The organism is Mangrovimicrobium sediminis (assembly GCF_004745945.1).
Lineage (GTDB): Bacteria > Pseudomonadota > Gammaproteobacteria > Pseudomonadales > Halieaceae > Mangrovimicrobium > Mangrovimicrobium sediminis.
On the sequence record NZ_SRLE01000005.1, the window covers coordinates 251,465 to 277,588 of the forward strand.

Consider the following 26,124-nt stretch of genomic DNA (forward strand, 5'->3'; position numbering starts at 1 on the left):
GTAGACTGCCGCTATGTTGTCCCCACGGAGCTGACATGACCATCACCGCGACTGCCCGGCCGCTGCGCCCGCTGTACCGGCTTTTCCTGCTCGTGCTCGGCGCGCTGCTGCCACTGGCCCAGGCGCAGGCGCAGTTTACGCCGCCGCAGAATCTGGACCCCGCCAGCGGCGTTATCCGCCTGGGCAGCAGTTACCAGAGCGACGCCTGGCTGGTCTACACCTACGACATCGACGCCAGCGGCGTACCGGCAGACGTGGTCATCCAGAGCTCCAACGGTGTCCTCGAAGTGGAGCAGGCGGTGCTGGAACAGGTCAACGCGATGCGCTTCAAGCCGGCCATGCGCGGCGGGCAGCCGGTGCGGGTCAGCGCCGACCCGGTGGTGTTCACCTGGATTCTCGACAAGCCGCGCGAGATGAGCCCGCGCTTCGACGAGCTGTACCGCCAGGCCTGGGATTTCTACGCGCAGGAGGACTACGACGCCGCCTTTGATATCGCGGTGCAGCTGAAGAACTATCCCGGGCGCAACGCGCTGGAGGAAGTGAAGTTCCAGATTCTCGCTGCCTCCCTGGCCAGTCGCTGGAAGGACGAGGCCGCGGAAATGCAGCACCTGTCGCGGGTGGTGGAACTGCAGTCGCTGGCCCTGGACAACAACTTCCGCAACACCTATGTGCCGGATGACCAGTACCTGAAGATCCTCAACCGTATTCTCGAGCTGCAACTGGCGCGCATGATGCTTGCCGATGCCGGGAACACCCTGGACGATATGCAGACGCTGGGGCGCGGCACGCCGATCGTGCAGGAGGCGAGCGCGCACTACCAGCAGGTGGAGCAGGCTTTCCACGCCCGCGACGATGTGGTCGTGGCCGGTGAGCTGGTGCCCCTGTACCGCGACGGCCCGGGTTCCTGGAAGAGCGGGCTGAGCCGTGCGCAGTTCTCGATTTCCGACGTGCGCGGGCAGATCAGTTCAGTGTTCCTGGTGTGCGCCGAGTACGAGCGCTCCCTGCGCTATCCCGCCCGCGAGCCGTGGCAGATTCCCGCCGGCTGGACGCAGTGCAAGATCGATGTGGCGGGGAAGGCGGGTACGCGTTTCCGGCTGCACCAGCACGCGCCGTCGAACTAGGCGCGCGGCGCAGCCGGGCGCTATTCAGGCGCTCAACAGCTCGCGCACGCGCTCGCGGAAGCCGCGGCTGACTTTCAACTGGGCGCCGCCCTCCAGGGAGAGCATGAACTCGCCGTTGCCCAGGGTCTGGGCGCCGCTGATGAAGTCCTTGTTGACGATGGTCGAGCGGTGGATGCGCAGGAACTGGCTGGGGTTCAGCATCTTCTCCAGCTCCTTCATGGTGATGCGCATGATGTGGGTCTCGCCGCCGGCGTGGATGCACATGTAGTCGCCGGCCGCGTCCACCCAATGGATGTCGGCGGTGCGAATCAGGTGAATGTCGCTGCCGTCCTTGATCACCAGCTTGTCCGGCCAGCCGCTGGCCGGCGTTCCGTTCTGCACCATCTCCTCGATGGTGCTGGCGCTGGCTCCGGTCATGCCCATCATCAGTTCCATCAGCCGCTGCTTGGCGCGCTCGGATTCCTCCTGGCGGTGGTGGGCGACCGCGCGCTCGATGGCCTCGTGCAGGCGGTCGTCGTCGATCGGCTTGAGCACGTAGTCCACCGCGTGCACCTTGAAGGCGTCCACCGCGTACTGGTCGAAGGCGGTGACGAAGATCACCATGGGCATGTGATCGGCCTGCAGCTTGCGCACCACCTCGAAGCCGTCGATCCCCGGCATCTGGATATCCAGGAACACCAGGTCCGGCGAGTGCTCGGCGATGGCGTCCAGCGCCTGCTGGCCATTGGCACACTCGGCGATCACGTCCACGCCGGGGATCTGCTGCAGGCGCAGTGCCAGGCCGCGGCGCGCGAGGGATTCGTCGTCGACAATAATAGTCTTCATACGGTTCATGACAGATTGCTGTCGGTTTCCAGGGGTATGCATATGGTTATAGTCAATCCGTGGGGATCTGTATCGCTGAGTTCAAAGGTCTGTTTGTCGCCGTAGAGCACCTGCAGGCGGTCGCGACAGTTGGCCAGGCCCACGCTGCCGCCCTTGCGTGACAGGCCGAGGTTGAGGTCGATACCCGGGCCGTCGTCGATCACGTTCAGGCACAGGACCCCGTCCTTGCGCGCGCAGGCACGGATGGTAATGGTGCCGCCGTTGATCGCCTTGGCGATGGCGTACTTGATCGAGTTCTCCACCAGCGGTTGCAGCAGGAGGCTGGGCATCAGGGCGTCGCGTGCGGTGTCGTCGATCTCGAAGTTGAGCTTGAGGCGGTCGTCGAAGCGCACCTTCTCGATGTCCAGGTACAGGCGCAGGGCCTCGACTTCCTCCGCCACGCTGACCTTGGCCATGGGGTCGTTGTCCAGCGTGTAGCGCAGGAAACGGCTCAGCCGGGTGACCATGACATTGGCCAGCTGGTTGTCCTTGTCCAGGATCAGCGTGGAAATGGCATTGAGCGTGTTGAACAGGAAGTGCGGGTTGAGCTGGTAGCGCAGCATCTTCAGCTGCGCCTCGTGGGCCATGGACAGGGCCGCCAGGCTGCGCTGCTTCTCCTCCTGCACCAGCATGTAGTTCTTGATGCCGAAGTACAGGGTGCTCCACACGAACATCACCCAGAAGGCGGAGATCGCCCCCTCGAAGTGGGACAGCAGCATGGAGACGCCTTCCGCGCCCTTGTCGCGGACCTCGTCCGGGAACACGGTGGAGAACACCGTGCCGCGAATCGACATCCACACCAGGCCAGCGGCGTAGGAACCGGCGACGATGGCGGCGATGCGCCGCGGCAGCGACATATCGCACATGTGCCGGTAGAGCATGCGCAGGGCCAGGGTCAGCAGCATGCCGATGGTGGCGATGAACGGCGGGTACCAGGTGTAGTTGTCGGGCGGGCTCGCCCACATGATCACGCCGAGGTAGAACGACATCGCCCACGCGCTCCAGCCCGCAAACTGCAGGGCCCAGAACAGGTGGCGCTTGTCTTTGAGCATTTCTTGCATATCCATCGAACTATTATACGGATAAGTTGCATTGCGCCGCGCCCATTCGTCGCGGCGGGCGTGCAGTTGGTCTCAGACGGGGCTTATGGCGGGACTTTTTTCGCGGCGCTGCTGGGCCTGCCACAGCCCGGCGTAGGCGCCGTCCAGCGCCAGCAGTTCCGGGTGGGTGCCGCTCTCGACGACGCGGCCGGCGTCCAGCACCACGATGCGGTCGGCGTCGACCACCGTGGACAGGCGGTGGGCGATGACCAGCGAGGTGTGGCCGCGGGAGATCTCGCGCAGGGCCTGCAAAATGGCCTGTTCCGCGTGGCTGTCCAGGGACGAGGTGGCCTCGTCGAAGACCATGATCGGCGGGCGCTTGAGGATGGTACGGGCGATCGACACGCGCTGCTTCTCGCCGCCGGAGAGCTTCAGGCCGCGCTCGCCGACCAGGGTGTCGCCGCCGCGGGGCAGGGCGGCGATGAACTGGTCCAGGTGGGCCAGGCGGATGGCCTCGGCGACGTCGTCGTCACTGGCCTGCGGGTTGCCGTAGCGCACGTTCTCGGTGATCGTGTCGTTGAACAGCACCGTGTCCTGGGGGACGATGCCGATGGCGCCGCGCAGGCTGGCCTGGTTAACCCCGGCGATGTCCTGGCCGTCGATCTCGATACGTCCCGCCTGCGGGTCATAGAAGCGGAACAGCAGCTTGACCAGGGTCGACTTGCCCGAGCCGCTGGCGCCGACCACCGCGACTTTCTCGCCGGGGCGCAGCTCCAGGCTAACCCCATGCAGGATCTGCCGCTCCGGCGAGTAGCCGAAATCCACGTCGACAAAGCGAATACCGCCCCCGCGCATGACCAGGTCCGGCGCGCCCGGGCGATCCACCACCTGCGGGCGTACCGCCATCAACTCGAACATCTTCTCGATATTGGCCATCGAGCCCTTGATCTCGCGGAACACGAAACCGAGGAAGCCCAGCGGCAGGAATAGCTGGATCATGAACTGGTTGATCAGGATGAAGTCGCCGAGGGTGATCTCGCCGTCCTTCACCTGCCAGGCGGCGAGGCCGATCATGGCGGTCTGGGCGAGGGCGATGATCAGTGCCTGGCCACCGTTGAGGGCGAACAGCGACAGCCGGTTGCGCCGCCGCGCCAGCTCCCAGCGCTCCAGTTCGTGGTCGTAGCGGCGCGCCTCGAAGTCCTCATTGGTGAAGTATTTCACCGTCTCGAAATTGAGCAGGCTATCCACCGCGCGGGTGTTGCTGGCGGAGTCCGCCTCGTTCATCTCGCGCACGAACTGGGTGCGCCACTCGGTGGCGCGCAGGGAGAACAGGCCGTAGGCGAGCACCGCGGCCAGGGTGATCACGGCGAAGGACGGTCCGTAGTTGAACAGCAAAATGCCCACCACCATGCTGATCTCGAACAGGGTGGGCGCGATGTTGAACACGAAAAAGCGCAGCAGGAAGCTGATGCCGGTGACGCCGCGCTCGATATCCCGCGCCAGGCCGCCGGTGCGCCTCCCGAGGTGGTATTCCAGGTCCAGGGCGTGCACGTGACGGAACACCTGCAGGCCGACCCGGCGCATGGCGCGCTCGGTGACACGGCCGAAGATCGTGTCGCGCAGCTCGCCGAAAAACACGTTGGCGAAACGCGCGGCGCCGTAGGCCAGCACCAGCCCCAACAGCAGCGCAGGTGCCAGCTCGGCCAGTGCCGCCCCGTCCAGTGAGTCCACCAGGTGCTTGAGCAGGAACGGGATGAGCAGCACCGCCGCCTTGGCCGCCACCAGGCAGGCCAGTGCCAGCAGTACCCGGTAGGGCGACTCCAGCAGGTAGGGAACGAGGTGTTTGAGAATCCGCCAGTTGATCCTGGCGTCGGGGTCGGTCACGGAGTGGGGATGTGGGCGCATCGGCGAATTCTACGCCTTTGCGCCGCGGCGGTCAGTTCACGATGTGACCCTTGCCGCCGTGACAACCCCCCGGAGCCTGTTCAGAAGCTGACCACGCTGCTGCCTGTACAGATCGTGTTGACGTAAGTACCGCCGGAGGGTTCGCGCACGATGGCGGTGAACCCCACGCTGCCGCCGGGCAGCAGTCCGCCCAGGGTATCCGGGTACAGGGAGTAGGGGGGCAGCAGGGTCGCGTCCAGGCGGATCACGCCCATCTTGGGCACCGTGCGCTGCTCGCGCTGGCTGTAGGCCCAGCCGGCATTGGTCGGGTAGTCGACCTTGAGGATCAGCGTCGGGCTGAACCAGCCGCCGGGGTAGCCGGGCACACGGCTCACCCGGACGTCGAAGGGCTGGCCGGGAGTCACGGTATCCGGTGTGAAAATCGTACATTCCGCGGCCTGGGTGGAGGGTGCGAGCAGTGCGGCCGCCAGGGCCAGTGGGGCGAGGCGTGCTGGTGGAAACAGGTGTCTGGTTGTCATGGGAGTACCCTGCGATTGGATAGGCAGGGCTACGGTAGCGCGACTAGCTTAAGCGCGGGTTAACGCGCACATTGGTTGTAGATGACCGCGGATGGGCCGGTGCCTGGCCAGTCCCCGGGTCAGGCGCGCGCCATCTTGCGCCGCAAAAAGGCGATCTGCGCCGCCAGCGGCAGGTCCTTTGGGCACAGGTCCTCGCAGCCGAGCAGGGTCATGCAGCCGAACACGCCGTCCTCGTCGCCGACCAGTTCGTAGTAGTCCGCGTCCTCGCGGGTGTCGCGTGGGTCCAGGCGGAAGCGGGCCACCTGGTTCAGGCCCACGGCGCCGACGAAGTTCTCGCGCATCTGCGCCGTGCCGCAGGCGGCGATACAGCAGCCGCACTCGATACAGCGCTCCAGTTCGTAGATCTCCCGGGCCAGTGCCGGGTCCATCGGCGCCTCGACCTGTGCCAGATTGTGATCCGCCAGGCCGGCGTCGTGCACCCAGGTCTCCAGCCGCTCGGACATGCCGCGCATCCACTTGCCGGTGTTTACCGACAGGTCGGCGATCAGCTCGAAACCCGGCAGCGGCGCCAGGGTGATGGTGTCCGGCAGGTCGCGGGTGAGGGTGCGGCAGGCCAGGCCCGGGCGGCCGTTGATCAGCATGCCGCAGCTGCCGCAGATGCCGGCGCGGCAGACGAAATCGAAGCTCAGCGAGGCGTCCTGCTCCTCGCGCAGCAGGCTGAGGGCGACGAACAGGGTCATCGCCTCCGCCTCCTCGAGGCGGAAGTCCTGCCACTCGGGGGTCTGCTCCGGTTCGGCCGGGTTGCAGCGCAGCACGCGGATGGTCAGTTCGCGCACCGCGCGCGTCGGAATCTCGCTCACGGGGCGTCTCCCAGGCGTTGGTTGCGCGCCTGCAGCCCGGCGGGCAGCAGGTGCAGGAAGGGCATCAGCAGTTGCTGGCGGGCGTGGCGGTCCAGTTCGCCCGCGGCGGCCAGGGCCTGCTCCAGCTGCGCCTGGCGCGTGGCGGTGTCCGGGTGCTCGATAAAGTCGCGGGCGCCGTAGCCGCGCCAGCCCGGGGGCAGTTCCATGCCCATCACGTCCAGCGCTTCGTAGTCGAGCTGCGGCGTTTCGGCGTCATCGCCGGGCCAGCGCGCCAGGGTGCGGCACAGCCATTTCTGGTCGTCGCGCCGCGGGAAGTCATCGCGGTAGTGGGCACCGCGGCTCTCCTCGCGGGCCAGGGCGCCGCTGGCGACGCACAGGGCCAGCTTGAGCATGCGCGGCAGGCGATAGGCGGCGACCAGTTCCGGGTTGGGGCCGCGTGCCTGGCTGCGCAGACCGACATTGGCCGAGCGCTGCAGCAGGTCGCGCAGGGTATTCACCGCCTGCTGCAGCTTGTCGCCGTGACGGAAGATGCCGACGTTGGCGGTCATGGTCTCCTGCATCAGCCGCGTGAGTTCCACCGCGCTCTCGCCGCCGCTGTTGCCGGCGATGGCGGCCAGCTTGTTCGCCTCGCGCCGGTGGAATTCCTCCGCCAGGGTGGTGGATACGGTCAGCGCCCCCTCGGGCGAGGCGCAGAAATCGGCGATCGCCTCGCCGGCGATCATCCCGGCCACCACGGTCTCCGCCACCGAGTTGCCGCCCAGGCGGTTGAAGCCGTGCATGTCCCAGCAGGCCGCCTCGCCCACCGCGAACAGGCCGCGCAGGGTGGGGCTGTGGCAGTGCGGGTCGGTGCGCACGCCGCCCATCGAGTAGTGCTGCGCCGGGCGCACCGGGATCAGCTCGCGCGCCGGGTCGATGCCGAGGAAGTACTGGCAGATCTCCTGCACCTCGCGCAGTTGGGTGTTGATATGCGCCTCGCCCAGCAGGCGGATATCCAGCCACAGGTGTTCGCCGAAGCGACTACTGGCTGCGTGGCCGGCGGCGATGTGCTCCTCCATGCGCCGGCTGACCACGTCGCGCGAGGCCAGCTCGGCCTTTTCCGGCTCGTAGCCGGGCATGAAGCGCTCGCCGGCGCCGTCCAGCAGCAGGCCGCCATCGCCGCGACAGCCCTCGGTGACCAGGATGCCGGCGGGGAAGATCCCGGTGGGGTGGAACTGCACGGCCTCCATGTTGCCCAGCGCCGCGCGCCCGGTCTCCAGGGCGATGGCCGCGCCCATGCCCTCATTGATGATGGCGTTGGTGGAGACCCGGTAGATGCGGCCGAAGCCGCCAGTGGCAATACAGGTGGCCCGCGCCAGGTAGGCGACCAGCTCGCCGCTCATCAGGTTGCGCACGATGGCGCCGCAGCAGCGCTCGCCGTCGTGGATCAGGGCCACGGCCTCCATGCGCTCGTGCACCGGGATGCCGGCGGCGATGGCCTGGTTGCTCATGGTGTAGAGCATGGCGTGGCCGGTGCCGTCGGAAACGTAGCAGGCGCGCCACTTGGCGGTGCCGCCGAAGTTGCGGCTGGTGATCAGGCCGTGGGCGGCGTCCGCCTCGCTCACTGTCTGTTTCTGGCCGTTGACGGTGATGCTGTGCTCGCCGCGCTCGACCCGGCTCCAGGGCACGCCCCAGGCGGCGAGTTCGCGGATCGCCTTGGGCGCGGTGTGGGCGAACATGCGCACCACCTGCTGGTCCGCGCCCCAGTCCGAGCCGCGCACGGTGTCGGCGAAGTGCAGGTCCTCGTTGTCGCCCTGCGCGCCGCGGCAGTTGCCGAGGCTGGCCTGCATGCCGCCCTGGGCGGCGGCCGAGTGCGAACGCTTGGCCGGCACCAGGCTGATGATCGTCACTTCCAGGCCGCGCCGGCGCGCGCCGATGGCCGCGCGTTGCCCGGCGAGGCCGCCGCCGATCACCAGAACATCGGTGTGCAAGATACGCATGTCACTCCCTCTCCCAGCTCGGCGTGTAGCGCTCGCCCTTGTAGGGCGCGTGTTCGGCGCCCAGGCGCATGTAGGTGACCAGCGACGCGGTGCCCAGGCACAGGAAGAAAGCCAGCGCGCTGACCATGAGCAGGCGGGCGCGGCCGCGCCAGCGGTCGGTGGTCGCGGCGCTGAACGGACCCCATTTCATGGCCAGGCGGTACACGCCGATCGCCGCGTGCAGGTGCACGGTGAGCAGCAGCGGGGCGTACAGCAGCCAGTAGTGGTCGCTCCAGATACGGTCGGCGGAGGCGTAGGGGCCGATGTCCTCGGGCTGCAGCATCATCTGCGACAGGTGTGCGGCTGCGAGGAAGAACAGGAAGAAGCCGGTGATTACCTGCACGTACCACAGGGTGCTGTCCCAGTGGCGCATGCGGCCCAGGTGACCGTGCAATTCGCGGTACTGGCGCCAGGTGGCGGGGAACTTGCGCAGGGCGAGCAGGGCGTGCAGCGCGATCAGCATGAGTACCGTGCCGCCGGCGATGCTGACCAGTTCCGGGTGGGGTTCGCTGAGCAGGGGCTGGCCCTCAAACGCCTTCGCCACCAGGTACATGGCGTCGTGGCCGAGCAGGATGCTCGACTCGAAGAACATGTGTCCCCAGATGAACAGAACGAGCAACAGGCCGCTTGCGCTTTGCAATACGTCCACGCGCGCAGGCCAGCGATTGACGGAAGGTCGCATAGGGTAGGTTTCCACCGGGATGACTTTCAGTGTAGCCGAAGCCCGGCCGGCTGGACCATACCCGAATCGTGGCGGCGCGCGCATCGCGGTGAGCGGCGGGCTTGGGTATAATCCTGGGTCGTTTTAGCCACCGCGCACAGGGTGCAGTGCATGTCCGACCAGGATCTGATTCCAGTTCGCCAGGTCTCCAGCGGCGAGAAATTCGTCAACGACCGCGGTATCACCGCCATCAAGGACGGCATCAAGGCCAGCTCCGCGGGCGCCGCGGGCCTGCGCAAGCCCGAGTGGCTGCGCGTGCGCATCAAGGGCGGTGAAACCTTCGAGAAGGTCAACGCCATCGTCCACGAGCACCGCCTCGCCACGGTCTGCGAGGAAGCCAAGTGCCCGAACATGAGCGAGTGCTGGAGCTCGGGCACCGCGACCATCATGCTGATGGGCGACGTCTGCACCCGCGCCTGCCGCTTCTGCGCCGTCAACACCGGCAACCCCAGGGGCTGGCTGGACGCCGAGGAACCCGCAAACACCGCCCGCTCGGTGGAGCTCATGGGCCTCAAGTACGTGGTGCTGACCTCGGTCAACCGCGACGACCTGCCCGACGGCGGCGCCGGCCACTACGCGAGCTGTGTGCGCGAGGTAAAGGCGCGCAACCCGCAGACCGCGGTGGAAGCGCTGACCCCGGATTTCCTCGGTGTACTGACGGACGTGGAAACCGTGGTGGATTCGGGTATCGAGGTGTTTGCGCAGAACGTGGAGACGGTGCGCCGCCTGACCCACCCGGTGCGCGACCCGCGCGCCTCCTACGAACAGACCCTCGACGTGCTGGCCCACGCCAAGCGCTACCGCCCTGATGTCCTGACCAAGACCAGCCTGATGCTGGGCCTGGGTGAGACGGAGGACGAGATCGTCGAGTGCATGGATGACCTGTGCGCGGCGAACGTCGATATCCTCACCTTCGGCCAGTACCTGCAGCCGACCCGGCACCACTACCCCATCGACCGCTACGTCACCCCCGAGGAGTTCGACAAATACCGCCGCTGGGGCCTGGACAAGGGTTTCCTGGAAGTGGTCTCGGGTGTGTTCGTGCGCTCGAGCTACCGTGCCGAGCAGGTCCTGCAGAAGAACAATGTCGGCCTCGGCGAGTAGAAAGAAAAAGGGGTCAGAGGCTCTGACCCCTTTTTCTTTTTTCTCCGTTCGGTAACGCTGGGCGGGTAATCTGCCACCATGATCGCCGATATCACCCGCGCACTGTTCGCCCAGGCCCCGCAGGAAACCCTCTACCACTACACTTCGCTCAGCGGCCTGCTGGGGATTGTCGGTAGCGGCGAGTTGCGCGCCTCCGACATCCGCTACATGAACGACTCTGCCGAGCTGCGCCACACCCTGGACCTCGTCGCCAGCCACCTGTCGCAGCGCATTCTCGCCGGGGTCGACAACCCGACCCTGCTCAACCAGTTGCTGGAGTGGCTCACCCACCGTATTGCCAGTGGGCCGATGATCTTCGGCGCCTCGTTTCGCGCCAACGGCAACCTGCTCAGCCAGTGGCGTGGTTACAGTGTGCACGGGAAGGGCGTCAGTTTGGGCTTTGCCCCGGGGTTTATCGCAGAGCGCGCTGCCAGCCAGGGCTTCCAGGTGGGGCGCTGCCTGTACGGTGAGGACGAGCAGCGGCAGTTGATCGAGCGCGTGGTCGACGCCATCGAGGCGCTCGCCGCGCAGATGCCGGAAGCGGCGCAACACCGCGATTGGTCGCCGGTGTTCGAGCGCGCGGAGGAGGACCTGCTGCGCATGGCGGCGGTGCTCAAGCACCCGTCCTTCGAGGAGGAGCAGGAGTGGCGCATCGTCTCGCCCGCCATCGAGGATTGCGGCGAGGCCCCGGTGAGCTTCCGCGAGGGGCGCTCGTCCCTGGTGCCCTTCTTCCGCTTCGACCTGCGCTCGCCGGGACGCGGGCAACTCGAACTCGAGCATGTCTACCTCGGGCCCACCGGCAACCACGAGTTGTCGCTGAAATCCCTGGACCTCTACCTGCAGTGCGAGGGTGCCGCGCCGCGCCGCGGCATCGACTATTGCCAGATTCCCTACCGCCAGCGCTGATCCAGGCGCTGCCCGACGTGCCGGTGCTGGGCCAGTCCCTCGCCGGGGTCAGCGTGCTGCGCCTGGACCGCCTGGGCGGCGCCGCACCGGGCAACAAGGCGTTCAAGCTGCGCTACATCCTCGCCCGGGCACAGGCCCAAGGGCTGCGCAGGGTGCTCAGCTTTGGCGGCGCCTGGTCCAACCACCTGCACGCCCTGGCCGCGGTGGGTGCCGAACTGGGGCTGGAGACCATCGGTGTCGTGCGCGGCGGCGAGACCCCCACGGCCATGCTGGACGACGCCCAGGGTTGGGGAATGCAGCTTCTCCCGGTTTCGCGCGAGGACTACCGGCGCCGTCACGATGTCGCCTACCAGCGGGAACTGGCGCAAATGCACGGCCCCTGCCTGGTAATTCCCGAAGGTGGCGCCAGCGCCGAGGGGGTGCTGGGCTGCCGCGAGATCGCCGCGCTGCCCGGCGTCGATGATCCCCGCTGGCGTCGAGTGGTGGTCGCCGTGGGTACCGGCACCACCCTGGCGGGTCTGGCGGCGGGCCTTTCCCGGGTGGGCGAGGTGGTCGGTGTCGCGGCGATCAGGGGCGGGGACGATCTCGCACCGCGCGTGCGAGAGGCACTGGCGGCCATAGCCGCACAGGCCGGTGTACCCTGGCACATCGAACACGGTTTTCACTGCGGTGGTTTCGCGCGTGCGGACGCGCAGTTACGGGCTTTTATTCCCGCCTTCGAACACGCCACGGGGGTGCCGCTGGAGCCGGTCTACACCGGCAAGTTGCTGCTGGCGATTCACGCACAGCTCGCCGCCGGGCACTGGTCACCCGGCGACGAGATTCTGGCGATACACAGCGGTGGGTTGCAGGGCCGGCGCGGCTATGCCTGGCTCGACCCCTGGCCCTGATTCAAACCCCGATGGCCGGGCCGCGGCAGGATTGCGGAGCGGCCGCGGCCGGCGGGGGTCGGCCCTCAGTCGAACAGCGAGGGCCGGAAGCGGCTGGCCAGGGCCGGCATGCGCGCGTGCTGGATCTCGGTGAACTCGATCATGCAGGAGTCGATCGAGTAATCCATAAAGTTGAACACCGGGTCGTTGCCGGGGCGGGTGGGGCAGGTGTCGTTGCCCACCGGGCAGCCGCTGGAGGGCGAGCGCTGGGCCGGGGTGTCGCGCACGATGTCGCCCAGTCCCTGGCAGCCGCCCTGGAAGGTGTGGTACAGGCCCAGGTAGTGGCCGACCTCGTGGGTGGCGGTATCGCCCAGGTTGTAGGGCACCGCGCTGCCGCCGGGCAGTGATTCGTTCAGCACCACCACACCGTGGCGGTAGTCGTCCTCCGGGTAGTACCAGGGGAAGGTCGCCCAGCCGAGCAGGCCGCCGGACAGGCGTGTGGCGTACATGTTGAAGACGTTGGCCGGGTCCACCGCCAGGGCCTGTTTCATCTGCTGCTCGGCGACCGAGCCATTGCCGATGTTGTACCAGCTGTCGTTGCTCACGCGGTTGACGCTGGACAGGGCGAATTGGATGCCCGAGGGGGCGAAGGCCGCGTTCAGCACATCGATCTGGTCGTCGATCTGGCCGTCGCTGACGAAACCGGCGCCGAGGGAGGAGGTGATGACGTGGAATACCACGGGGATCGTGGTCACCGCGGCCTGGCTGACGCGGCCACGGGTCTGCTCCAGCACCTCGTAGTACTCCCTGGGCGCCGGACCGTCCGCCACGCCGCAACGCCGGCCTTCCACCTGTCGGCCGTCGATGTCGGTAAAGGTAATGCGCTCGTCGGCGCCGGCCAGCGATGGTGCAAGAACAGCGGATACAGCCATTGCGCAGGCAAGGGCCCGAAGGGGTGTCTTCATGGGGTGATTCCTTCTGGTTGTAAAGCGTTGTCGTGGTGCCCGGACGGGCGCCCGCTATTGATCGGGAATCAAAAGTATAGCAACGGGGATTGTGGCTGCCAGAAATTTGCACTGGCGGAGGGGAGAATCACCCACCGGCGCGCGGTGTCGCCGGTGGGGAGCAGGGAAATCAGGCGCGGCGCCTGCCCAGGCGGCGACCGCCGAACAGGGCCAGCAGGCCGCTCATTGCACCCAGTGCCCACAGCGGCAGGGCGGGGACTTCCTGCGCGACGGGTTCGTCGAGCACGATGTTGTCCAGGCCGACATAGCTGTCGCCCCAGGCGAAGGTGACGTCGGTGAGGTCCACCCAGTTGGCCGGCAGGGAAAAGGTGTTCCAGACCGCGGTCGGGCTGGCCGCCGCCAGCGGGAATGTCGCGACAAGCGTGCCGCCGCCGGAGAGAGTGCCGGTCACGGTGAGGTCGCCCGCCGGGTCGCCGTAGATGGCCGCGGCGCTGAAGCTCTGCAGGGAAAACGTCGGGGCGCTGGCGGTGATTTCGACCGAGGGTGAGCCACCCTCGAAGGTGAAGAAATCGGTGCCGTCAGGCGGGACGTTGTCCGTGTCATACAGTGGGTCGAGCAGGAAGATGCTGGTGCTCGGGCCGGCCGTAAAGGTGTAGCCGGAGAGGGTATAACTGGGCGTCACATTTGGTGCGTCACCCGACGGCGCCAGATCGTTGAAAGTGAGCGTGATGGCGCTCGCCGCCTGCGCGGTGAGCAGGGTGCAGCCCAACAGGGCAGCCGTGGTGAAATGACGGGTGCGGCGGGAACGTGCCTGGACGCCCACCCCGGTGTTGGTGCAGTTGAACATGATTGTTTCCCCTGAGCCTGAGTTTGTTCTTTTTAAACCAGTTATAAACCGGCAAGCATCGCCGCTGGTAATGGCATAACTGTACGATAATGATACAAGGTTGTACAAGTCACGGCGGGCGACAAGGGTGTGTTCCTGCGGTTTTTTTGGCCTTCCGGTGCCCTGGTCAGGCGCGGTCTGCCTGCTGCGGCCACTGAGGCGGAACCAGTATCACCCGCTGGTACTCGTGCCCACCGCCATCCAGCGCGGCGAACTGCTGCGGACGATCGAGGGCTGCCGGCAACGGTGTCACCTCGCGCATTGCACTGATCGGTGCCAGCCAGTCGCTGCGCTGCAGGGCTGCCCACCGCGTATCGCCCGCCAGCAGCGCCCGCTGCGCCGGGTAGAGCCAGTGGCAGGGGTATGCGCCGGGACCCGCGGCGGGCGCTGTATCCGCGGCCTCGCCCAGGTGGTGGAACAGGCGACCGCGGACCATCAACTCGCGGGTGACCTCTCCCGCGCCGAGCGCCTCCAGTGCGGCGCGTCCCGGCACGGTGTCCGCCATGCGCAACTGGTGCTCGCGCAAGCGCTCGAGTTTCAGGTCCAGCCGGTCGCGGCTGTTCGGTCCCAGCCAGTTCGCCCAGCCGGCGTCGGTTGTGCCCGGGCGCAGCAGGTAGAACTTCAGCGCCAGCTCCAGGTGGACGTGTTCCTGCCTGCGGTGGCAGTAGTAGATGACATCGAACTCGCCCAGTGTGCGCCTGCCCTCGCGCAGGGGGAGGTTGTGCGCCAGCAGTGTGGTGTGTGGGTCGGTGTCGAGAAAGAAATGCCAGAGCTTTTCGAAGTACAGGCCGAGGCGATCCTTGCGCGCCTCGCCCAGCGCGCCCAGCAACGGCGCGGGGTCCGCATCGAGTGCAGCGAGCCACTGCCGGCGCTCTTCATCCAGCGCGAAGCCGGCATTTTCCAGGGGGTAGTCCGCACCCAACTGCGTCGCATCGATCAGCGGCGCGCCGAGGCAGGCCCAGGCGAGGTCGCGGACCTCGGGCGTACGGCAGGGCAGGGTGTTGTTTTCGGCGCGGGCTTCCACGTGGTTATAATACGGTTCTTTCGTGTTTCAGGCGTGGGGAATGCCGGGGTCCTTCAAGATTATCGGCCTGGTGGGTCGCAGCCAGCAGGACGGTCTCGATACCGTGCTGCAGGAGTTGCTCGCCTTGCTGTGCGAGCGCGGCCACCAGGTCATCCTCGAGGACCGGCTCGCCGAGCTGGTGCCGGATAGCGAGGTGCGCCTGGGCACCCGCGACGAGATCGGCCAGCAGTCGGACCTGGTCATCGTCGCCGGCGGCGACGGCAGCCTGCTGTCCGCGGCGCGCACCCTGGCCAAGTACGACACCCCGGTGCTGGGGGTCAACCGCGGCCGCCTGGGCTTCCTCACCGACATCACCCCGGACCAGATCGCGAAGGAAGTGCCGGCGGTACTGGACGGCAACTACACGCTGGAAAACCGCTTCCTGCTCGAGGCCCACGTGGTGCGCCGGGGCGAGGCCATCGCCCGCGCCGACGCGCTGAACGACGTGGTGGTCAACTCCGGCACCTCGGCCAACATGATTGAGCTGGAACTTTATATTGACGATACCTTCGTCTACCGCCAGCGCGCCGACGGCCTGATCGCCTCCACGCCCACCGGCTCCACCGCCTACTCGCTGTCCGGCGGCGGCCCGATCATGCACCCCATGCTCAACGCCATCGTGCTGGTGCCGATGTTCCCGCACGCCCTGAGCAGCCGGCCCATCGTGGTCGACGGCGACTCGGAGATCCGCATGGATATCCTCGAGCGCAACCGCATCCACCCGCCGGTCACCTGCGACGGGCAGGTCAACATGACGGCCCGCCCAGGGGATTCCGTGGTGATCCGCAAGAACCCCTACCAGCTCACCCTGCTGCACCCGCTGGGTCACAGCTTCTACGCCAGCTGCCGCGACAAGCTGCGCTGGGGCAACGCCCTGGTCGATTGATGACACAACTGCATATTGTTCTGACCACCTCGCTGGAGGAGGACCTGCTGCCTTTGGCCACCCTGTTGCGCAGCCGCGGCCTGCCGCACAAGGTGTACGAGGAGGATGGGCAGCAGGTACTGGCGGTCTACGACGCCGCCCACGTGGCCCCGGTGCGCGAACTCTACCGCGCCTGGCGCGCCGGCGAGGTGCGTATCGAGATGCGCGGTGAGCGCGCGGTGGACCGCCGCCCCCTGGTGCAGTGGCGGCAGGCGCGACAGGCGCCGGTCACCGCCGCGGTCATCGCCCTGTGCGTCGCCGTGTACGTGGCGACCCTGTTCCTGCCCTGGCTGCGGCCGCAGCTCACCTTCCTGCCCTACCACCTGCAGCCCGGCGGCGTGTCCTTCGGCAGCATGAACGGCGAGTACTGGCGCCTGGTCACCCCAGTGCTGCTGCATTTCGGGCTGCTGCATATCGCCTTCAACCTGCTCTGGTTCTGGGTGTTCGGCGCGCCGCTGGAACGTGTGCTGGGCAAGTTCAATTACCTCGGCGTACTGCTGGTGATCGCCGTGAGCAGCAACTTCAGCCAGTTCCTGGCCAGCGGCCCCGGTCCCTTCGGTGGCATGTCCGGCGTGGTATACGGGGTGCTCGGTTTCGCCGCGGTGGCGCCGGTACTGCAGCCGGCCTGGCCGATCCGCGTGCCGACCACGGTGGTGGTGTTCATGCTCGGCTGGCTGCTGGTGTGCATGACCGGGGTGCTGGAGGTGCTGGGGTTTGGCGCCATCGCCAACGCCGCCCACTTCAGCGGCCTGGTGGCCGGTGCATTGCTCGGCGCAGTGTTTGGCGGCCTGTCCCGCCTGGAGCGCAGCGCCGGGGGTTGATTGCCCCACGCCCGCCGCCGCGGGCCGCTAGTCCGGCTCGACCAACGCCAGCGCGTGCAGGGTGCGCAGGCTCTCCGCCTTGAAGCGTTCCACCACCTCGTCGATGTCCGCCTCCGGGTGCACGCTGTTCTTGAATACCAGCGGCCCGATGAAGGCGCTGGTCAGCAGGTTCACGCAGTACACCTCGGCGTCGATGCCCGCGGTCGCCTCGCTGGCCGCGAAGCGCGCCGCGGTCCCGGCCACCAGGTCGTCCCAGTTGCGGTACAGGGTGCGGATGTCGCCCACCGCGAGGTAGTCGTCGATCCACATCTTGAGCAGTTCGGGGTTGCCGAGCACGAAGCGGTAGATGTGCTCGATACGCGCCTGCAGCGGGCGGTCCTGGCTGAAGGCCTCACCGAGCTGGTTGGATGACCACGCCTTGACCTCGCGGATCAGCGTTTCGCGGCTGTCGAAATGGTAGTAGACGGTGGTGCGGTTGATGCCCACTTCGCGCGCCAGCGCCGCGATGGACAGCGACTCCACGCCCTTGCCCGCAATCAGGCGCACCGCCGCCTCGATGAGCTGGTTGTGGGTCTCCTCGAACGCCCGGTTGCGGCGCTGTTGCTTGGCAGGCTTGGGTGCTGGCATCGCCCGAGTGTCCCCGGTTCCCGTCCGCAGTTCAACAGGTGTGTTGTAATTTCGACACATGTGTTGTAATTTTGCCTCATAATTCATGAACCGGCCCCGCCGCCCGCCATGCGCAGTTGGCATGAGCAGTTGGCCACGGGCCAGCGAGGCAAGGCCGATGACCGCAGAACCCCAGCGCTTCCAGCCCGTACCCAGGGAGGCCCACGCCGACCTCGGCACAGGCCCCATCCCGGCGCAGCCCTATTACACGCGCGAGTATTTCGAGCTCGAGCGCGAGGCGATCTTCAAGCGCAGCTGGCTGCAGATCGGCCATGTCTGCGAGATCCCCGAGCCCGGCGACTTCCTGGTGCGCCCGGTGGAGGTCGCCGACGCCTCGATCCTCATCACCCGCGACGCCGAGGGCGAGTTGCACGCCTTCCACAACGTGTGTACCCACCGCGGCACGCAACTGGTGGACGCCAGCTGCGGCAAGCGCAGCCGCTTCAGCTGCCCCTACCACATGTGGACTTTCTCCAACCGCGGCGACCTGGTCTCGGCCCCGGACTTCGAGAATTTCTATGTCGACCAGGCCAGCTGCGCGCTGCCGCGGGTTGCGGTGGACGTGTGCGCCGGGCAGATATTCATCAACCTGGACAAGTCGCCGCGCCAGGGCCTGCGTGAATTCCTCGGGCCGCTGGCCGAGCAGATGGAGCGCCTGCCCATGGCGCGCGCCACGGCGATCAGCGAGTACGTGTACGAGGTCGACGCCAACTGGAAGCTGACCTACGACAACTTCCAGGAAAACTACCACCTGCGCTTCATCCACCCGCGTTCCGGCGAGATGGCGGGTGGCCCGCAGAACCCCTTCGGCTACCCCGAGCGCTACGCCTTCCACGGGCCGCACCGCACCCAGACCATCTGGAGCAACCCGGATGCGCGGCCCCTGCCGTTCCAGCTGCTGGCGTTTACCAAGGTCGCCCAGTTCGCCATGCAGGACCAGCTGGACATGCAGATTCGCGATTACTTCGGCGTGTTCCCCAACCTGTTCGTGCTGGGCACAGCGACCACGCATTTTTCCCAGAGCATCATGCCGATCGCCGAGAACCGCACGCGCAGCGTGATCCGCCTGTACTGGATCGGCGAGGACGACTGCGCCTCGCGGCGGTTCGCTCGCGAGTTCAACATGACCACCGCGCTGGACATCCACTCCGAGGATCGCGCGGTGATCGAGGCGGGGCACCGCGGCCTGGCCAGTGGCGCGCTGTCGCATATCCACTTTCAGTCCCAGGAGGTGCTGTGCCGTCACCTGTTCAACGAGGTCGACCGGCGCGTGCAGGACTACCGGGCGGAACTGGCTGCCGCGGGAGGTGTGCAATGAGCGGGAATCTGCTGCCTGCGGGTTTTCAGGCGCTCGAGCCGTTTGTCGAGGGCTGGGCGATCGAGGGTTCGGAGAACCGCCTGCGCCGCCGCTTGCAGAGTACGCCCGAAGAGCGCGAGGCCTTCTTCGAGGCCGCCATGCCGCTGGTGCAACCGGCGCTGGCGCAGCTGGATAAAAAGCGGCTGACGGAATTCGACGCCGCCGAGCAGCGCCTGATGAACCTGATGCTGAGCATGGCCCACGTCGCCCACGCGGTAGAAGTGCAGCGCGAGGATGAACCGTTCCACGCCGAGGGTGCCCGGCATATCACCATTACCCGCTCCAGCGCGGACAGTAACCCCGGGCTTTAGCCCTGGCGGGCTGCAGTCCATGGCGTTGTGCCGGTTTTCGCGGTATAGCCGAAATTCCCGTATCGCCGCCAACAAGGGCGCGCTTTAAGCGCGTCCCGCTGTTTGGACATGTTACGCGGCTGATACTTTGATTTTGACGCCAAGAGAATGAAGAACTTTTTGGACTGTTTCGTACCTCGGTTTTGCCCCGGGAGCAAACGCCTTGTAGAGACTCTCCCGTCCCAAACCCGACTCTTGCGCGATAGCAGACATGCCTCGTGCCTTCGCGACATGCCCAATAGCGGCAAGAAATACACTGGGGTCATCATCCTCGAGCGCAGCAGAAAGATACTCTGCAATAGTTTCCTCGCTATCGAGGTAGGCACTTGGATCAAATTCTGAGACTTTAACCATGTCAGTTACTCCGCTCTCAATTCGGACAAGAGATCCCGAGCGCGAGCTATATCCTTAGCTTTGGCTCGACTTATCTCCTCCACACAGGAGAAGAACCACCAGCCCAGCTTTACGGGCGAAATAAACCCGGTAGCCTGGCCCAAAATGTATTCTGAGTTCATGCAGGCCGGAACCCAGGGACTTCGAATCGCCAGTATTGCCTTGGCGCAGTGATTCGATCCGAACCAGTATTCTCGCAATGGCCTGCCGATCCCTTAGCTTCGAGAGCCATTTCGAGAAAACGTCTGTCTGCTGAACTTGATACATCCATCAAATGTATCCAAGTGGATACATTTGTGCAACTGGCGGGACGCTTGCTGAGGCCGCGTATCCGCTGGTTTCGCCGCCCGATACTTTAATCGCCGCGGCGCCGGCCGCTATACTCGAGCGCTGTAGACTCCCGCACACTATTCGAATAACGGAGCACCGCCATGTCTTTTCTCGACAAGTACGGCCCCTGGGCGCTGATCGCCGGCGCCTCGGAGGGCACCGGCCGCGCATTCGCCGAGCGCCTGGCCGGGGAGGGGCTGCACTGTATTCTTGTCGCGCGACGCGCGGCGCCACTGCAAGCACTGGCTGACGAACTGGGCGCCAGGCACGGTGTCGAGTGTGTCACCGCGAGCATCGATCTGGCCGCCGAGGACGCCGTGGCGCAACTGCTGGCCGCGGTCGGTGAGCGCGAGGTGGGTCTGTACATCAGCAACGCCGGCGCCGATACCACCAACAGCCAGTTTCTCGACGTGCCCTTCGAGGCCTGGCAGTCGCAGGTCAATCGCAGCGTCGTCAACGTGACCCACTGCTGCCACCACTTCGGTGGCTTGATGCGCGAGCGCGGGCGCGGCGGCATCCTGCTGGTCGGTTCCGGCAGTTGTTACGGGGGCGCCAGCTACATGGCGATTTACGCCGCCTGCAAGGCCTTCGACCTGTGCTTCGGCGAGGGGCTGTGGGCAGAGTTGAAGCCCCACGGCGTGGACGTGCTCAACCTGATCCTCGGCCAGACCGACACCCCGGCCTTCCGCGAAAGCCTGGCGCGCAGCGGACGGCCGGTGCCGCCGGGCCTGGCTTCGCCGGCGGACGTGGCCGAGCGCGGTTTGGCGCGCCTGCCCTTCGGCCCGGTGCACAACTGGGGCCAGGAGGACGACGTCGCCGCGATCATGCCGAGCGCCGCCGAGCGCCGCCAGCGCGTGGAATTCATCAGCGAGGTGATGGCGGGCATGTTCGCCCCCGCTGAGCCGGACTGAGCATTGTCGACAATAACAGAGACCGATACATGACCGATCCCATGCAACTCATGCAGGCCTGGCTGGAACACTTCCCCGCCGGTGACTTCGATGCCTTTCCCGGCGCCATCGCCGAGGACTTCGTGCTGCGCCTGCCGTTCATGCCGCCCGGCGTGGATGGCGAGTTCCGCGGCCGCGAGCACGCCCGGGCGGTGCTCGAGGCCAGTGCCCAGGGCCGCTCTGCACTGGTGTTCAGCGACGTGAAAGTCCTGCGCACGGAAGACCCGGAACTGTTCCTCACCACTGCCCGCGGCGCGGCGACCATGGCCGACGGCACGCCCTACCGCAACGAGTACATCATGCTCACCCGGCTGCGCGATGGGGTGGTGCTGGAACACGTGGAATACCTCAACCCGCTGGCAGTGATGGCGTCGATGGGGGAATAAGGCCGGCGCGCGGGCGCGTTTTACTGCCGCCCGGGCCGGTTTATACTGCGCAAAACTGACAACGATAAATCGAGGCGCTCCGTGATCTACGACCCGCAAGTACACAGCCTGAAGTGCCCCAAGTGCCACCACGGTATGGACGAACTGGCAGTCGGCGATATTCTCATCGACCGCTGCAGCCACTGCCACGGCTTGTGGTTCGACGCGGACGAGGCTCACCAGCTGAAGAGCATGCCGCAGAGCGCGCAGCTCGATACCGGCGATGCCGAGGTCGGCGTCGGCTGGGACAGCCACGCCGAGGTCGACTGCCCGCGCTGCGGCAAGGCCATGGAACCCGCCTCGGATGCCAAGCAAAAACACATCTGGTACGAGCGCTGCCCGGATCACGGCATGTTCATGGACGCCGGCGAGTTCCGCGACTTTCGCGAGGAAACCCTGCTCGACTGGTTTAAGGGCGTGATCAAGGGCGACCGCGCTACTGTCTGCCCCTGAGGTTCACTCCGGTTATCCCGGCGCGGTGATGCCGCGCCGGAACAATTCCGCCCCGGCTTCCCGGGTCGGTTCAAGGTAGCACTGGTCCATCGCTACACCACCTTGCCCAGCAGTTGCGCGAGGCGCTCCTGCTGGCTGGCGCTGAGCGGAGCGAGCAGGTCCTCGCAGGCATCGGCGAAGCCGGGCTGCGCCTCACCGAACACCCGCTTGCCGGCTGCTGAGAGGCACACCAGGCTCTGCCGCGCGTCGCGCGGATTGCGCTCGCTCTCGACCAGGCCGATCTTCTGCAGCGGGGCCAGCATGCGGGTGACGCCGGAGGCGCTCATGCCCAGGTGCTCGGCGAGCGCGATCCGCGGCAGCGCGGCGTCCGGCGTCGCGGCCAGGCACTGCAATACCAGGTATTCGCTCAGGCTGATCCCGTGCGGGCTCAGTTTGCCGCTGAGTTTTTTCCCCAGGCGCGCGGCGAGCAGGGCGTTGTCCACCACGATGGTGTAACTGTGGCTTTTGGGCGTCACGATTTTATCCTTGCATAATAATTGAGTACGCAAGTATATAGTGAGTTGGCGGTGCTGGCCAGGATTCCGTGAGCCGATGCTTGGGCTGCGAGTGGCTTAGTGATTTCAGTGTCTGTTCTGGCGGCCCGGCGCATCGCTAGACCACCCGGTTGCCGCGGGTAAATTGCCCGCCACCCCTCAAAACCCGCGGCCAAGCGGAGTATACTTTGGCGCTTTTACACGGGTCGTGGAAACAAGCGATGGACTACGAGCAGATGATCGCGTCGATGACGCCGGAGCTCTACCGCAGCCTGCGCCGGGCGCTGGAACTGGGCAAGTGGCCGGACGGCAGCCGCATGAGCGCGGAGCAGCGCGAGCACGCCATGCAGGCGGTGATCGCCTGGGGCGCACAACACCTGCCGGAGAGCGAGCGGGTGGGTTATATCGACCGCGGCCACAAGGCCGGTGAAGTATGCGACGACCCGGAAGTAACACCGCTCAACTGGCAGCAGGACGCGCCATGAGCGAGGCGCTCGGCAGTGGCGCGGTGCGCAAGATGGTGACCGCGCTGGAAGACCCGGTGAGCTACGCGCTGCCGCTGGGTGACACCGAGGTGGCGATGAACGCGCTGCTCGGCCAGTCGCTGCAGCTGCGCTTCGAGGGCCAGATCAACTGCGTCGCCTGCGGGCGCAAGACCAGCAAGAGCTTCAACCAGGGTTACTGCTTTCCCTGTTTCAAGTCGCTGGCCCAGTGCGACAGTTGCATCGTCTCACCGGAGAAATGTCACTACCACCAGGGCACCTGCCGCGAGCCGGCCTGGGGTGAAACCCACTGCATGATCGAGCACGTGGTCTACCTGGCCAATACCTCCGGCCTCAAGGTCGGCATCACCCGCCACAGCCAGGTACCGACGCGCTGGATGGACCAGGGCGCGACCCAGGCCCAGCCGATCTTCCGCGTGGATACGCGCCTGCACTCCGGCGTGGTGGAGCATTTGTTCAAGGACCACGTGGCGGACAAGACCAGCTGGCAGGCCATGCTCAAGGGCGACGCAGAGGCGCTGGACCTGGAGGCCGAACGCACGCGGCTGATGGAAGCCTGCGCACCGGGGGTGGAGCGCCTGCGCGAGGAGTACGGTGTCCAGGCAATCACCGAACTGGCCGCCGCGCCCGAGACGCGCATCAGCTACCCGGTACTGGAATACCCAGTCAAAGTGAAATCCTTCAACCTGGACAAGACACCGCTGGTGGAAGGCACGCTGCTCGGCATCAAGGGCCAGTACCTGATCTTCGACACCGGTGTCATCAACATGCGCAAGTACGGCGGCTACGCGCTGTCGGCCAGTCGCAGCAACTGAGGCCCATCATGCGAGAAGCCAACCCCGGCACGATCTACCTCAAGGACTACAGCGCGCCCGCGTTCCTGATCAACCGCACCGAACTGCATTTCGAGCTCGGCGAGGAGCACACCATCGTGCACTCGCGCCTGCACCTGCTGCGCTCACCCGAGCACGCCGGGGAGCCGCCGCTGGTATTGCAGGGGCAGGAGCTGGAACTGCTGGAGGTGGCCATCGACCGCGACGTGCTGGTGGAGGACGCCTACAGTGTCGACGAAGACACGCTGGTCATCGACAAGCTGCCCGAGCAGTGCGTGCTCTCGGTGAAGACCCGCATCCGCCCCCAGGACAACAGTTCGCTGGAAGGCCTGTACAAGTCGCACACCATGTTCTGCACCCAATGCGAAGCGGAGGGCTTCCGTAAAATCACCTATTACCTGGACCGGCCCGATGTCATGTCCGTGTTTACGGTGACGATCACTGCCGACCCGGTGCGCTACCCGGTGCTGCTGTCCAACGGCAACCTGCTGGAGGATCGCACCCTCGACGACGGCCGCCGCCAGGTGCTGTGGCACGACCCCTTCCCCAAGCCCTGTTACCTGTTTGCGCTGGTGGCCGGCGACCTCGAGTGCGTCGAGGACCAGTTCACCACCGCCAGCGGCCGCGAGGTGTGCCTGCGCCTGTACGTGGAGGCCAAGGACCTGGGCAAGTGCGAGCATGCCATGGGCTCGCTGCAACGCTCCATGCGCTGGGACGAGGAAGTCTACGGACGCATGTACGACCTGGACATCTTCAACATCGTCGCCGTTGACGACTTCAACATGGGCGCGATGGAGAACAAGAGCCTCAACATCTTCAACACTTCGTGCGTGCTGTGCGACCCGAACATCACCACGGACCGCGGCTACCAGCGCGTGGAGGCGATCGTCGCCCACGAATATTTCCACAACTGGAGCGGCAACCGCGTGACCTGCCGCGACTGGTTCCAGCTCAGCCTGAAGGAGGGCTTCACCGTGTTTCGCGACGCGGAGTTCTCCGCCGATGTCGGCTCGCGCACGGTCAAGCGCGTGGAGGACGTCACCCTGTTGCGCACCGCCCAGTTCGCCGAGGACGCCGGCCCCATGGCGCACCCGGTGCGGCCCGAGGCGTACATCGAGATCAACAATTTCTACACGCTGACGGTGTACGAGAAGGGCGCGGAAGTCGTGCGCATGATCCACACGCTGCTCGGTGCCGAGGACTTCCGTCGCGGTTCCGACCTGTATTTCCAGCGTCACGACGGCCAGGCGGTGACCTGCGAGGACTTCGTGCGCGCCATGGAGGACGCCAGCGGCGTCGACCTCGGCCAGTTCCGGCGCTGGTACTCCCAGGCCGGCACGCCGCTGCTGCGGGTGCGCGACAGTTACGACGAGGACGCCCAGACCTACGTGCTCGAGGTCAGCCAGAGCTGTCCGCCGACCCCCGGCCAGCCGGGCAAGCAGCCGTTCGTGATCCCGCTGGCCATGGGCCTGCTCGGCGACGCCGGCAACCTGCCCCTGCGCCTGGCCGGCGAGGAGCCGGACGCCGAGACCGCAGATAACACCCACCGCGTGCTGGTGGTCGATCAGGCGCAGCAGCGCTTCGAGTTCGTCGGTGTCGGCGAGCGGCCGGTGCCCTCCCTGCTGCGCGGCTTCTCCGCGCCGGTGCGCCTGGACTACCCCTTCTCGCGAGTCGCGCTGTGCCAGTTGATGAGCCGCGACGACGACGGTTTCGTACGCTGGGACAGCGCCCAGGCCCTGGCTACCCAGGTGATCGGTGACGTCCAGGCGCAGCTCGCCGCCGGCGAGGCGCCGCAGGTCGATGCGCTGCTGCTGGAGGCCTGTGCCAGCCTGCTCGAGGACGAGTCCCTGGAGCACGCGATGGTGGCGGAGATGCTCACCCTGCCCGGCGAGAACTACCTGGCTGAGCTGTGCGAGGAGGGCGTGGCCGATGTGGACCTGATCCACGCCGCCCGCGCCGCGGTACAGGCCGCCCTCGGCGTCGGCTGCCGCGAGCTGCTGCTGCGCCGCTACCAGGCCCTGTCCAGCGCGCGACCCTATGTTGCCGAAGGTGACGAGATCGGCCGGCGCGCCCTGCGCAACCTGTGCCTGGATTACCTGGCCTGCGCGGATGCCGCGCACCTGGACATGGCGCGCGCCCAGTACCAGGCCGCGGACAACCTCACCGAGCGCCTGGCCGCGCTGCGTTGCCTGGCCTGCTACGGTGGTGAAGGCGATTGGGCAGCGCCCCTGCAGGCGTTCTACGAGGACTGGCAGGACGAGACCCTGGCGATCAACCACTGGCTCACACTGCAGGCGACCATGCCCGACGCCGGCGTACTGGATCGGGTGCGCACGCTGATGGCACACCCGGCCTTCGACCTGCGCAACCCGAACAAGGTGCGTGCACTTGTCGGCGCTTTCGCCGGCCAGAACCCGGTGCATTTCCACCGCGAGGACGGTGCCGGTTACGCCCTGCTCGGCGAGGTGGTGGAAAAGCTCAACGCGAGCAACCCGCAGATCGCCGCCCGTCTGCTCACGCCGCTGACCCGCTGGCGGCGCTATCGCGGCCGCGGCGAGGCGATGTGTGCGGAACTGGAGCGCCTTGCGGCGCTGCCCGGGCTGTCGCCGGACGTCTACGAACTGGTCAGCAAGTCGCTGTCGCAGTCGGCCTGACCGGAGCAGCCGGACCTTTTCCGCCGGTCCAATTCTGGTCGGCCTGATTCAGGTT

The 26,124-nt window shown here is 66.5% G+C and carries 28 protein-coding genes; 14 read left to right on the forward strand and 14 right to left on the reverse strand.

The features are described 5' to 3' along the window. The first annotated feature begins 35 nt into the window (after window positions 1-35). Window positions 36-1,121: an energy transducer TonB family protein gene (locus tag E4634_RS06030; RefSeq protein ID WP_167854790.1), complete on the forward strand. Its 1,086-nt coding sequence runs from the start codon at window positions 36-38 to the stop codon at window positions 1,119-1,121. Between the two features lie 24 nt (window positions 1,122-1,145). On the opposite strand, the gene E4634_RS06035 is transcribed toward E4634_RS06030, so the two are convergent. The 7 genes from E4634_RS06035 to E4634_RS06065 all read right to left on the reverse strand — a co-directional run bounded on the left by E4634_RS06035 (window position 1,146) and on the right by E4634_RS06065 (window position 9,005). Then, window positions 1,146-1,955, reverse strand: a complete 810-nt coding sequence (locus E4634_RS06035) for a LytR/AlgR family response regulator transcription factor (protein WP_135441826.1) — start codon at window positions 1,953-1,955, stop codon at window positions 1,146-1,148. Continuing rightward, window positions 1,952-3,037 carry a sensor histidine kinase gene (locus E4634_RS06040; protein WP_240725103.1) on the reverse strand — a complete coding sequence of 362 codons (1,086 nt, stop codon included), beginning with the start codon at window positions 3,035-3,037 and terminating at the stop codon, window positions 1,952-1,954. Before E4634_RS06040 ends, E4634_RS06035 begins: the two co-directional genes overlap by 4 nt. Window positions 3,038-3,118: 81 nt before the next feature. Next, on the reverse strand, window positions 3,119-4,930 hold the full coding sequence (locus tag E4634_RS06045) for an ABCB family ABC transporter ATP-binding protein/permease (RefSeq protein ID WP_135441830.1): 1,812 nt from the start codon (window positions 4,928-4,930) through the stop codon (window positions 3,119-3,121). An 80-nt stretch (window positions 4,931-5,010) separates the two neighbouring features. After that, entirely contained in the window at window positions 5,011-5,448 is a 438-nt protein-coding gene (locus tag E4634_RS06050) for a hypothetical protein (RefSeq protein WP_135441832.1), read from the reverse strand. Between the two features lie 119 nt (window positions 5,449-5,567). Further along, window positions 5,568-6,308 carry a fumarate reductase iron-sulfur subunit gene (locus E4634_RS06055; RefSeq protein ID WP_135441834.1) on the reverse strand — a complete coding sequence of 247 codons (741 nt, stop codon included), beginning with the start codon at window positions 6,306-6,308 and terminating at the stop codon, window positions 5,568-5,570. Further along, complete coding sequence (locus E4634_RS06060) at window positions 6,305-8,284, reverse strand: fumarate reductase flavoprotein subunit (RefSeq protein ID WP_135441836.1); 1,980 nt, start codon at window positions 8,282-8,284, stop codon at window positions 6,305-6,307. Before E4634_RS06060 ends, E4634_RS06055 begins: the two co-directional genes overlap by 4 nt. A gap of 1 nt (window position 8,285) precedes the next feature. Beyond that, window positions 8,286-9,005, reverse strand: coding sequence for a fumarate reductase cytochrome b subunit (locus E4634_RS06065; protein WP_135441838.1), 720 nt, complete (start codon window positions 9,003-9,005; stop codon window positions 8,286-8,288). Between the two features lie 150 nt (window positions 9,006-9,155). Here E4634_RS06065 and lipA point away from each other — a divergent pair, with 150 nt between their 5' ends. The 3 genes from lipA (at window position 9,156) to E4634_RS06080 (ending at window position 11,983) form a co-directional block, all read left to right on the forward strand. Continuing rightward, window positions 9,156-10,148: a lipoyl synthase gene (gene lipA, locus E4634_RS06070; RefSeq protein ID WP_135441839.1), complete on the forward strand. Its 993-nt coding sequence runs from the start codon at window positions 9,156-9,158 to the stop codon at window positions 10,146-10,148. A gap of 78 nt (window positions 10,149-10,226) precedes the next feature. Next, window positions 10,227-11,093 carry a DUF2971 domain-containing protein gene (locus E4634_RS06075; protein ID WP_135441841.1) on the forward strand — a complete coding sequence of 289 codons (867 nt, stop codon included), beginning with the start codon at window positions 10,227-10,229 and terminating at the stop codon, window positions 11,091-11,093. Further along, on the forward strand, window positions 11,066-11,983 hold the full coding sequence (locus E4634_RS06080; RefSeq protein ID WP_167854791.1) for a 1-aminocyclopropane-1-carboxylate deaminase/D-cysteine desulfhydrase: 918 nt from the start codon (window positions 11,066-11,068) through the stop codon (window positions 11,981-11,983). Before E4634_RS06075 ends, E4634_RS06080 begins: the two co-directional genes overlap by 28 nt. 65 nt (window positions 11,984-12,048) lie before the next feature. On the opposite strand, the gene E4634_RS06085 is transcribed toward E4634_RS06080, so the two are convergent. The 3 genes from E4634_RS06085 to E4634_RS06095 form a co-directional block, all read right to left on the reverse strand. Next, on the reverse strand, window positions 12,049-12,927 hold the full coding sequence (locus E4634_RS06085) for a zinc metalloprotease (RefSeq protein ID WP_135441846.1): 879 nt from the start codon (window positions 12,925-12,927) through the stop codon (window positions 12,049-12,051). Window positions 12,928-13,096: 169 nt separating this feature from the next. Beyond that, entirely contained in the window at window positions 13,097-13,774 is a 678-nt protein-coding gene (locus E4634_RS06090) for an IPTL-CTERM sorting domain-containing protein (RefSeq protein ID WP_135441848.1), read from the reverse strand. 166 nt (window positions 13,775-13,940) lie between these two features. After that, entirely contained in the window at window positions 13,941-14,837 is an 897-nt protein-coding gene (locus E4634_RS06095; protein WP_135441850.1) for a DUF1853 family protein, read from the reverse strand. 40 nt (window positions 14,838-14,877) lie between these two features. Between E4634_RS06095 and E4634_RS06100 the strand changes: the two genes are divergently transcribed. Next, a complete protein-coding gene (locus E4634_RS06100; RefSeq protein ID WP_135441852.1) occupies window positions 14,878-15,762 on the forward strand; it encodes an NAD(+) kinase in 885 nt (294 codons plus the stop codon). Then, a complete protein-coding gene (locus tag E4634_RS06105; RefSeq protein WP_135441853.1) occupies window positions 15,762-16,622 on the forward strand; it encodes a rhomboid family intramembrane serine protease in 861 nt (286 codons plus the stop codon). Before E4634_RS06100 ends, E4634_RS06105 begins: the two co-directional genes overlap by 1 nt. Before the next feature lie 27 nt (window positions 16,623-16,649). On the opposite strand, the gene E4634_RS06110 is transcribed toward E4634_RS06105, so the two are convergent. Then, entirely contained in the window at window positions 16,650-17,249 is a 600-nt protein-coding gene (locus tag E4634_RS06110) for a TetR/AcrR family transcriptional regulator (RefSeq protein ID WP_135441855.1), read from the reverse strand. 157 nt (window positions 17,250-17,406) lie between these two features. On the opposite strand from E4634_RS06110, the gene E4634_RS06115 reads away from it, so the two are divergent. Beyond that, entirely contained in the window at window positions 17,407-18,606 is a 1,200-nt protein-coding gene (locus tag E4634_RS06115; RefSeq protein ID WP_135441856.1) for an aromatic ring-hydroxylating oxygenase subunit alpha, read from the forward strand. Next, the gene (locus E4634_RS06120) at window positions 18,603-18,956 is read left to right on the forward strand and encodes a hypothetical protein (protein ID WP_135441858.1); all 354 of its coding nucleotides are present in this window, start codon (window positions 18,603-18,605) and stop codon (window positions 18,954-18,956) included. The genes E4634_RS06115 and E4634_RS06120 overlap by 4 nt, the downstream gene beginning before the upstream one ends. A gap of 111 nt (window positions 18,957-19,067) precedes the next feature. Here E4634_RS06120 and E4634_RS06125 read toward each other — a convergent pair whose 3' ends face one another. Beyond that, a complete protein-coding gene (locus E4634_RS06125) occupies window positions 19,068-19,349 on the reverse strand; it encodes an addiction module antidote protein (RefSeq protein WP_135441860.1) in 282 nt (93 codons plus the stop codon). A gap of 54 nt (window positions 19,350-19,403) precedes the next feature. Next, window positions 19,404-19,655: a type II toxin-antitoxin system RelE/ParE family toxin gene (locus tag E4634_RS06130; protein ID WP_135441862.1), complete on the reverse strand. Its 252-nt coding sequence runs from the start codon at window positions 19,653-19,655 to the stop codon at window positions 19,404-19,406. A gap of 164 nt (window positions 19,656-19,819) precedes the next feature. Between E4634_RS06130 and E4634_RS06135 the strand changes: the two genes are divergently transcribed. From E4634_RS06135 to E4634_RS06145, 3 genes are all read left to right on the forward strand, one after another. Beyond that, window positions 19,820-20,629: an SDR family NAD(P)-dependent oxidoreductase gene (locus E4634_RS06135; protein ID WP_135441864.1), complete on the forward strand. Its 810-nt coding sequence runs from the start codon at window positions 19,820-19,822 to the stop codon at window positions 20,627-20,629. A 29-nt stretch (window positions 20,630-20,658) separates the two neighbouring features. Next, window positions 20,659-21,054, forward strand: coding sequence for a nuclear transport factor 2 family protein (locus E4634_RS06140; protein ID WP_135441866.1), 396 nt, complete (start codon window positions 20,659-20,661; stop codon window positions 21,052-21,054). An 81-nt stretch (window positions 21,055-21,135) separates the two neighbouring features. After that, window positions 21,136-21,546 carry a zf-TFIIB domain-containing protein gene (locus E4634_RS06145; RefSeq protein ID WP_240725104.1) on the forward strand — a complete coding sequence of 137 codons (411 nt, stop codon included), beginning with the start codon at window positions 21,136-21,138 and terminating at the stop codon, window positions 21,544-21,546. A gap of 92 nt (window positions 21,547-21,638) precedes the next feature. On the opposite strand, the gene E4634_RS06150 is transcribed toward E4634_RS06145, so the two are convergent. After that, a complete protein-coding gene (locus tag E4634_RS06150) occupies window positions 21,639-22,061 on the reverse strand; it encodes a MarR family winged helix-turn-helix transcriptional regulator (protein ID WP_167854792.1) in 423 nt (140 codons plus the stop codon). A 239-nt stretch (window positions 22,062-22,300) separates the two neighbouring features. Here E4634_RS06150 and E4634_RS06155 point away from each other — a divergent pair, with 239 nt between their 5' ends. Genes E4634_RS06155 through pepN form a run of 3 tightly spaced genes read left to right on the forward strand, consistent with a single transcriptional unit; the run spans window position 22,301 to window position 26,069 of the window. Next, entirely contained in the window at window positions 22,301-22,564 is a 264-nt protein-coding gene (locus tag E4634_RS06155; protein WP_135441870.1) for a YeaC family protein, read from the forward strand. Then, window positions 22,561-23,397, forward strand: coding sequence for a DUF2797 domain-containing protein (locus E4634_RS06160; protein ID WP_135441872.1), 837 nt, complete (start codon window positions 22,561-22,563; stop codon window positions 23,395-23,397). The genes E4634_RS06155 and E4634_RS06160 overlap by 4 nt, the downstream gene beginning before the upstream one ends. Before the next feature lie 8 nt (window positions 23,398-23,405). Continuing rightward, window positions 23,406-26,069: an aminopeptidase N gene (pepN, locus tag E4634_RS06165; protein ID WP_135441874.1), complete on the forward strand. Its 2,664-nt coding sequence runs from the start codon at window positions 23,406-23,408 to the stop codon at window positions 26,067-26,069. Window positions 26,070-26,124: the final 55 nt, after the last annotated feature.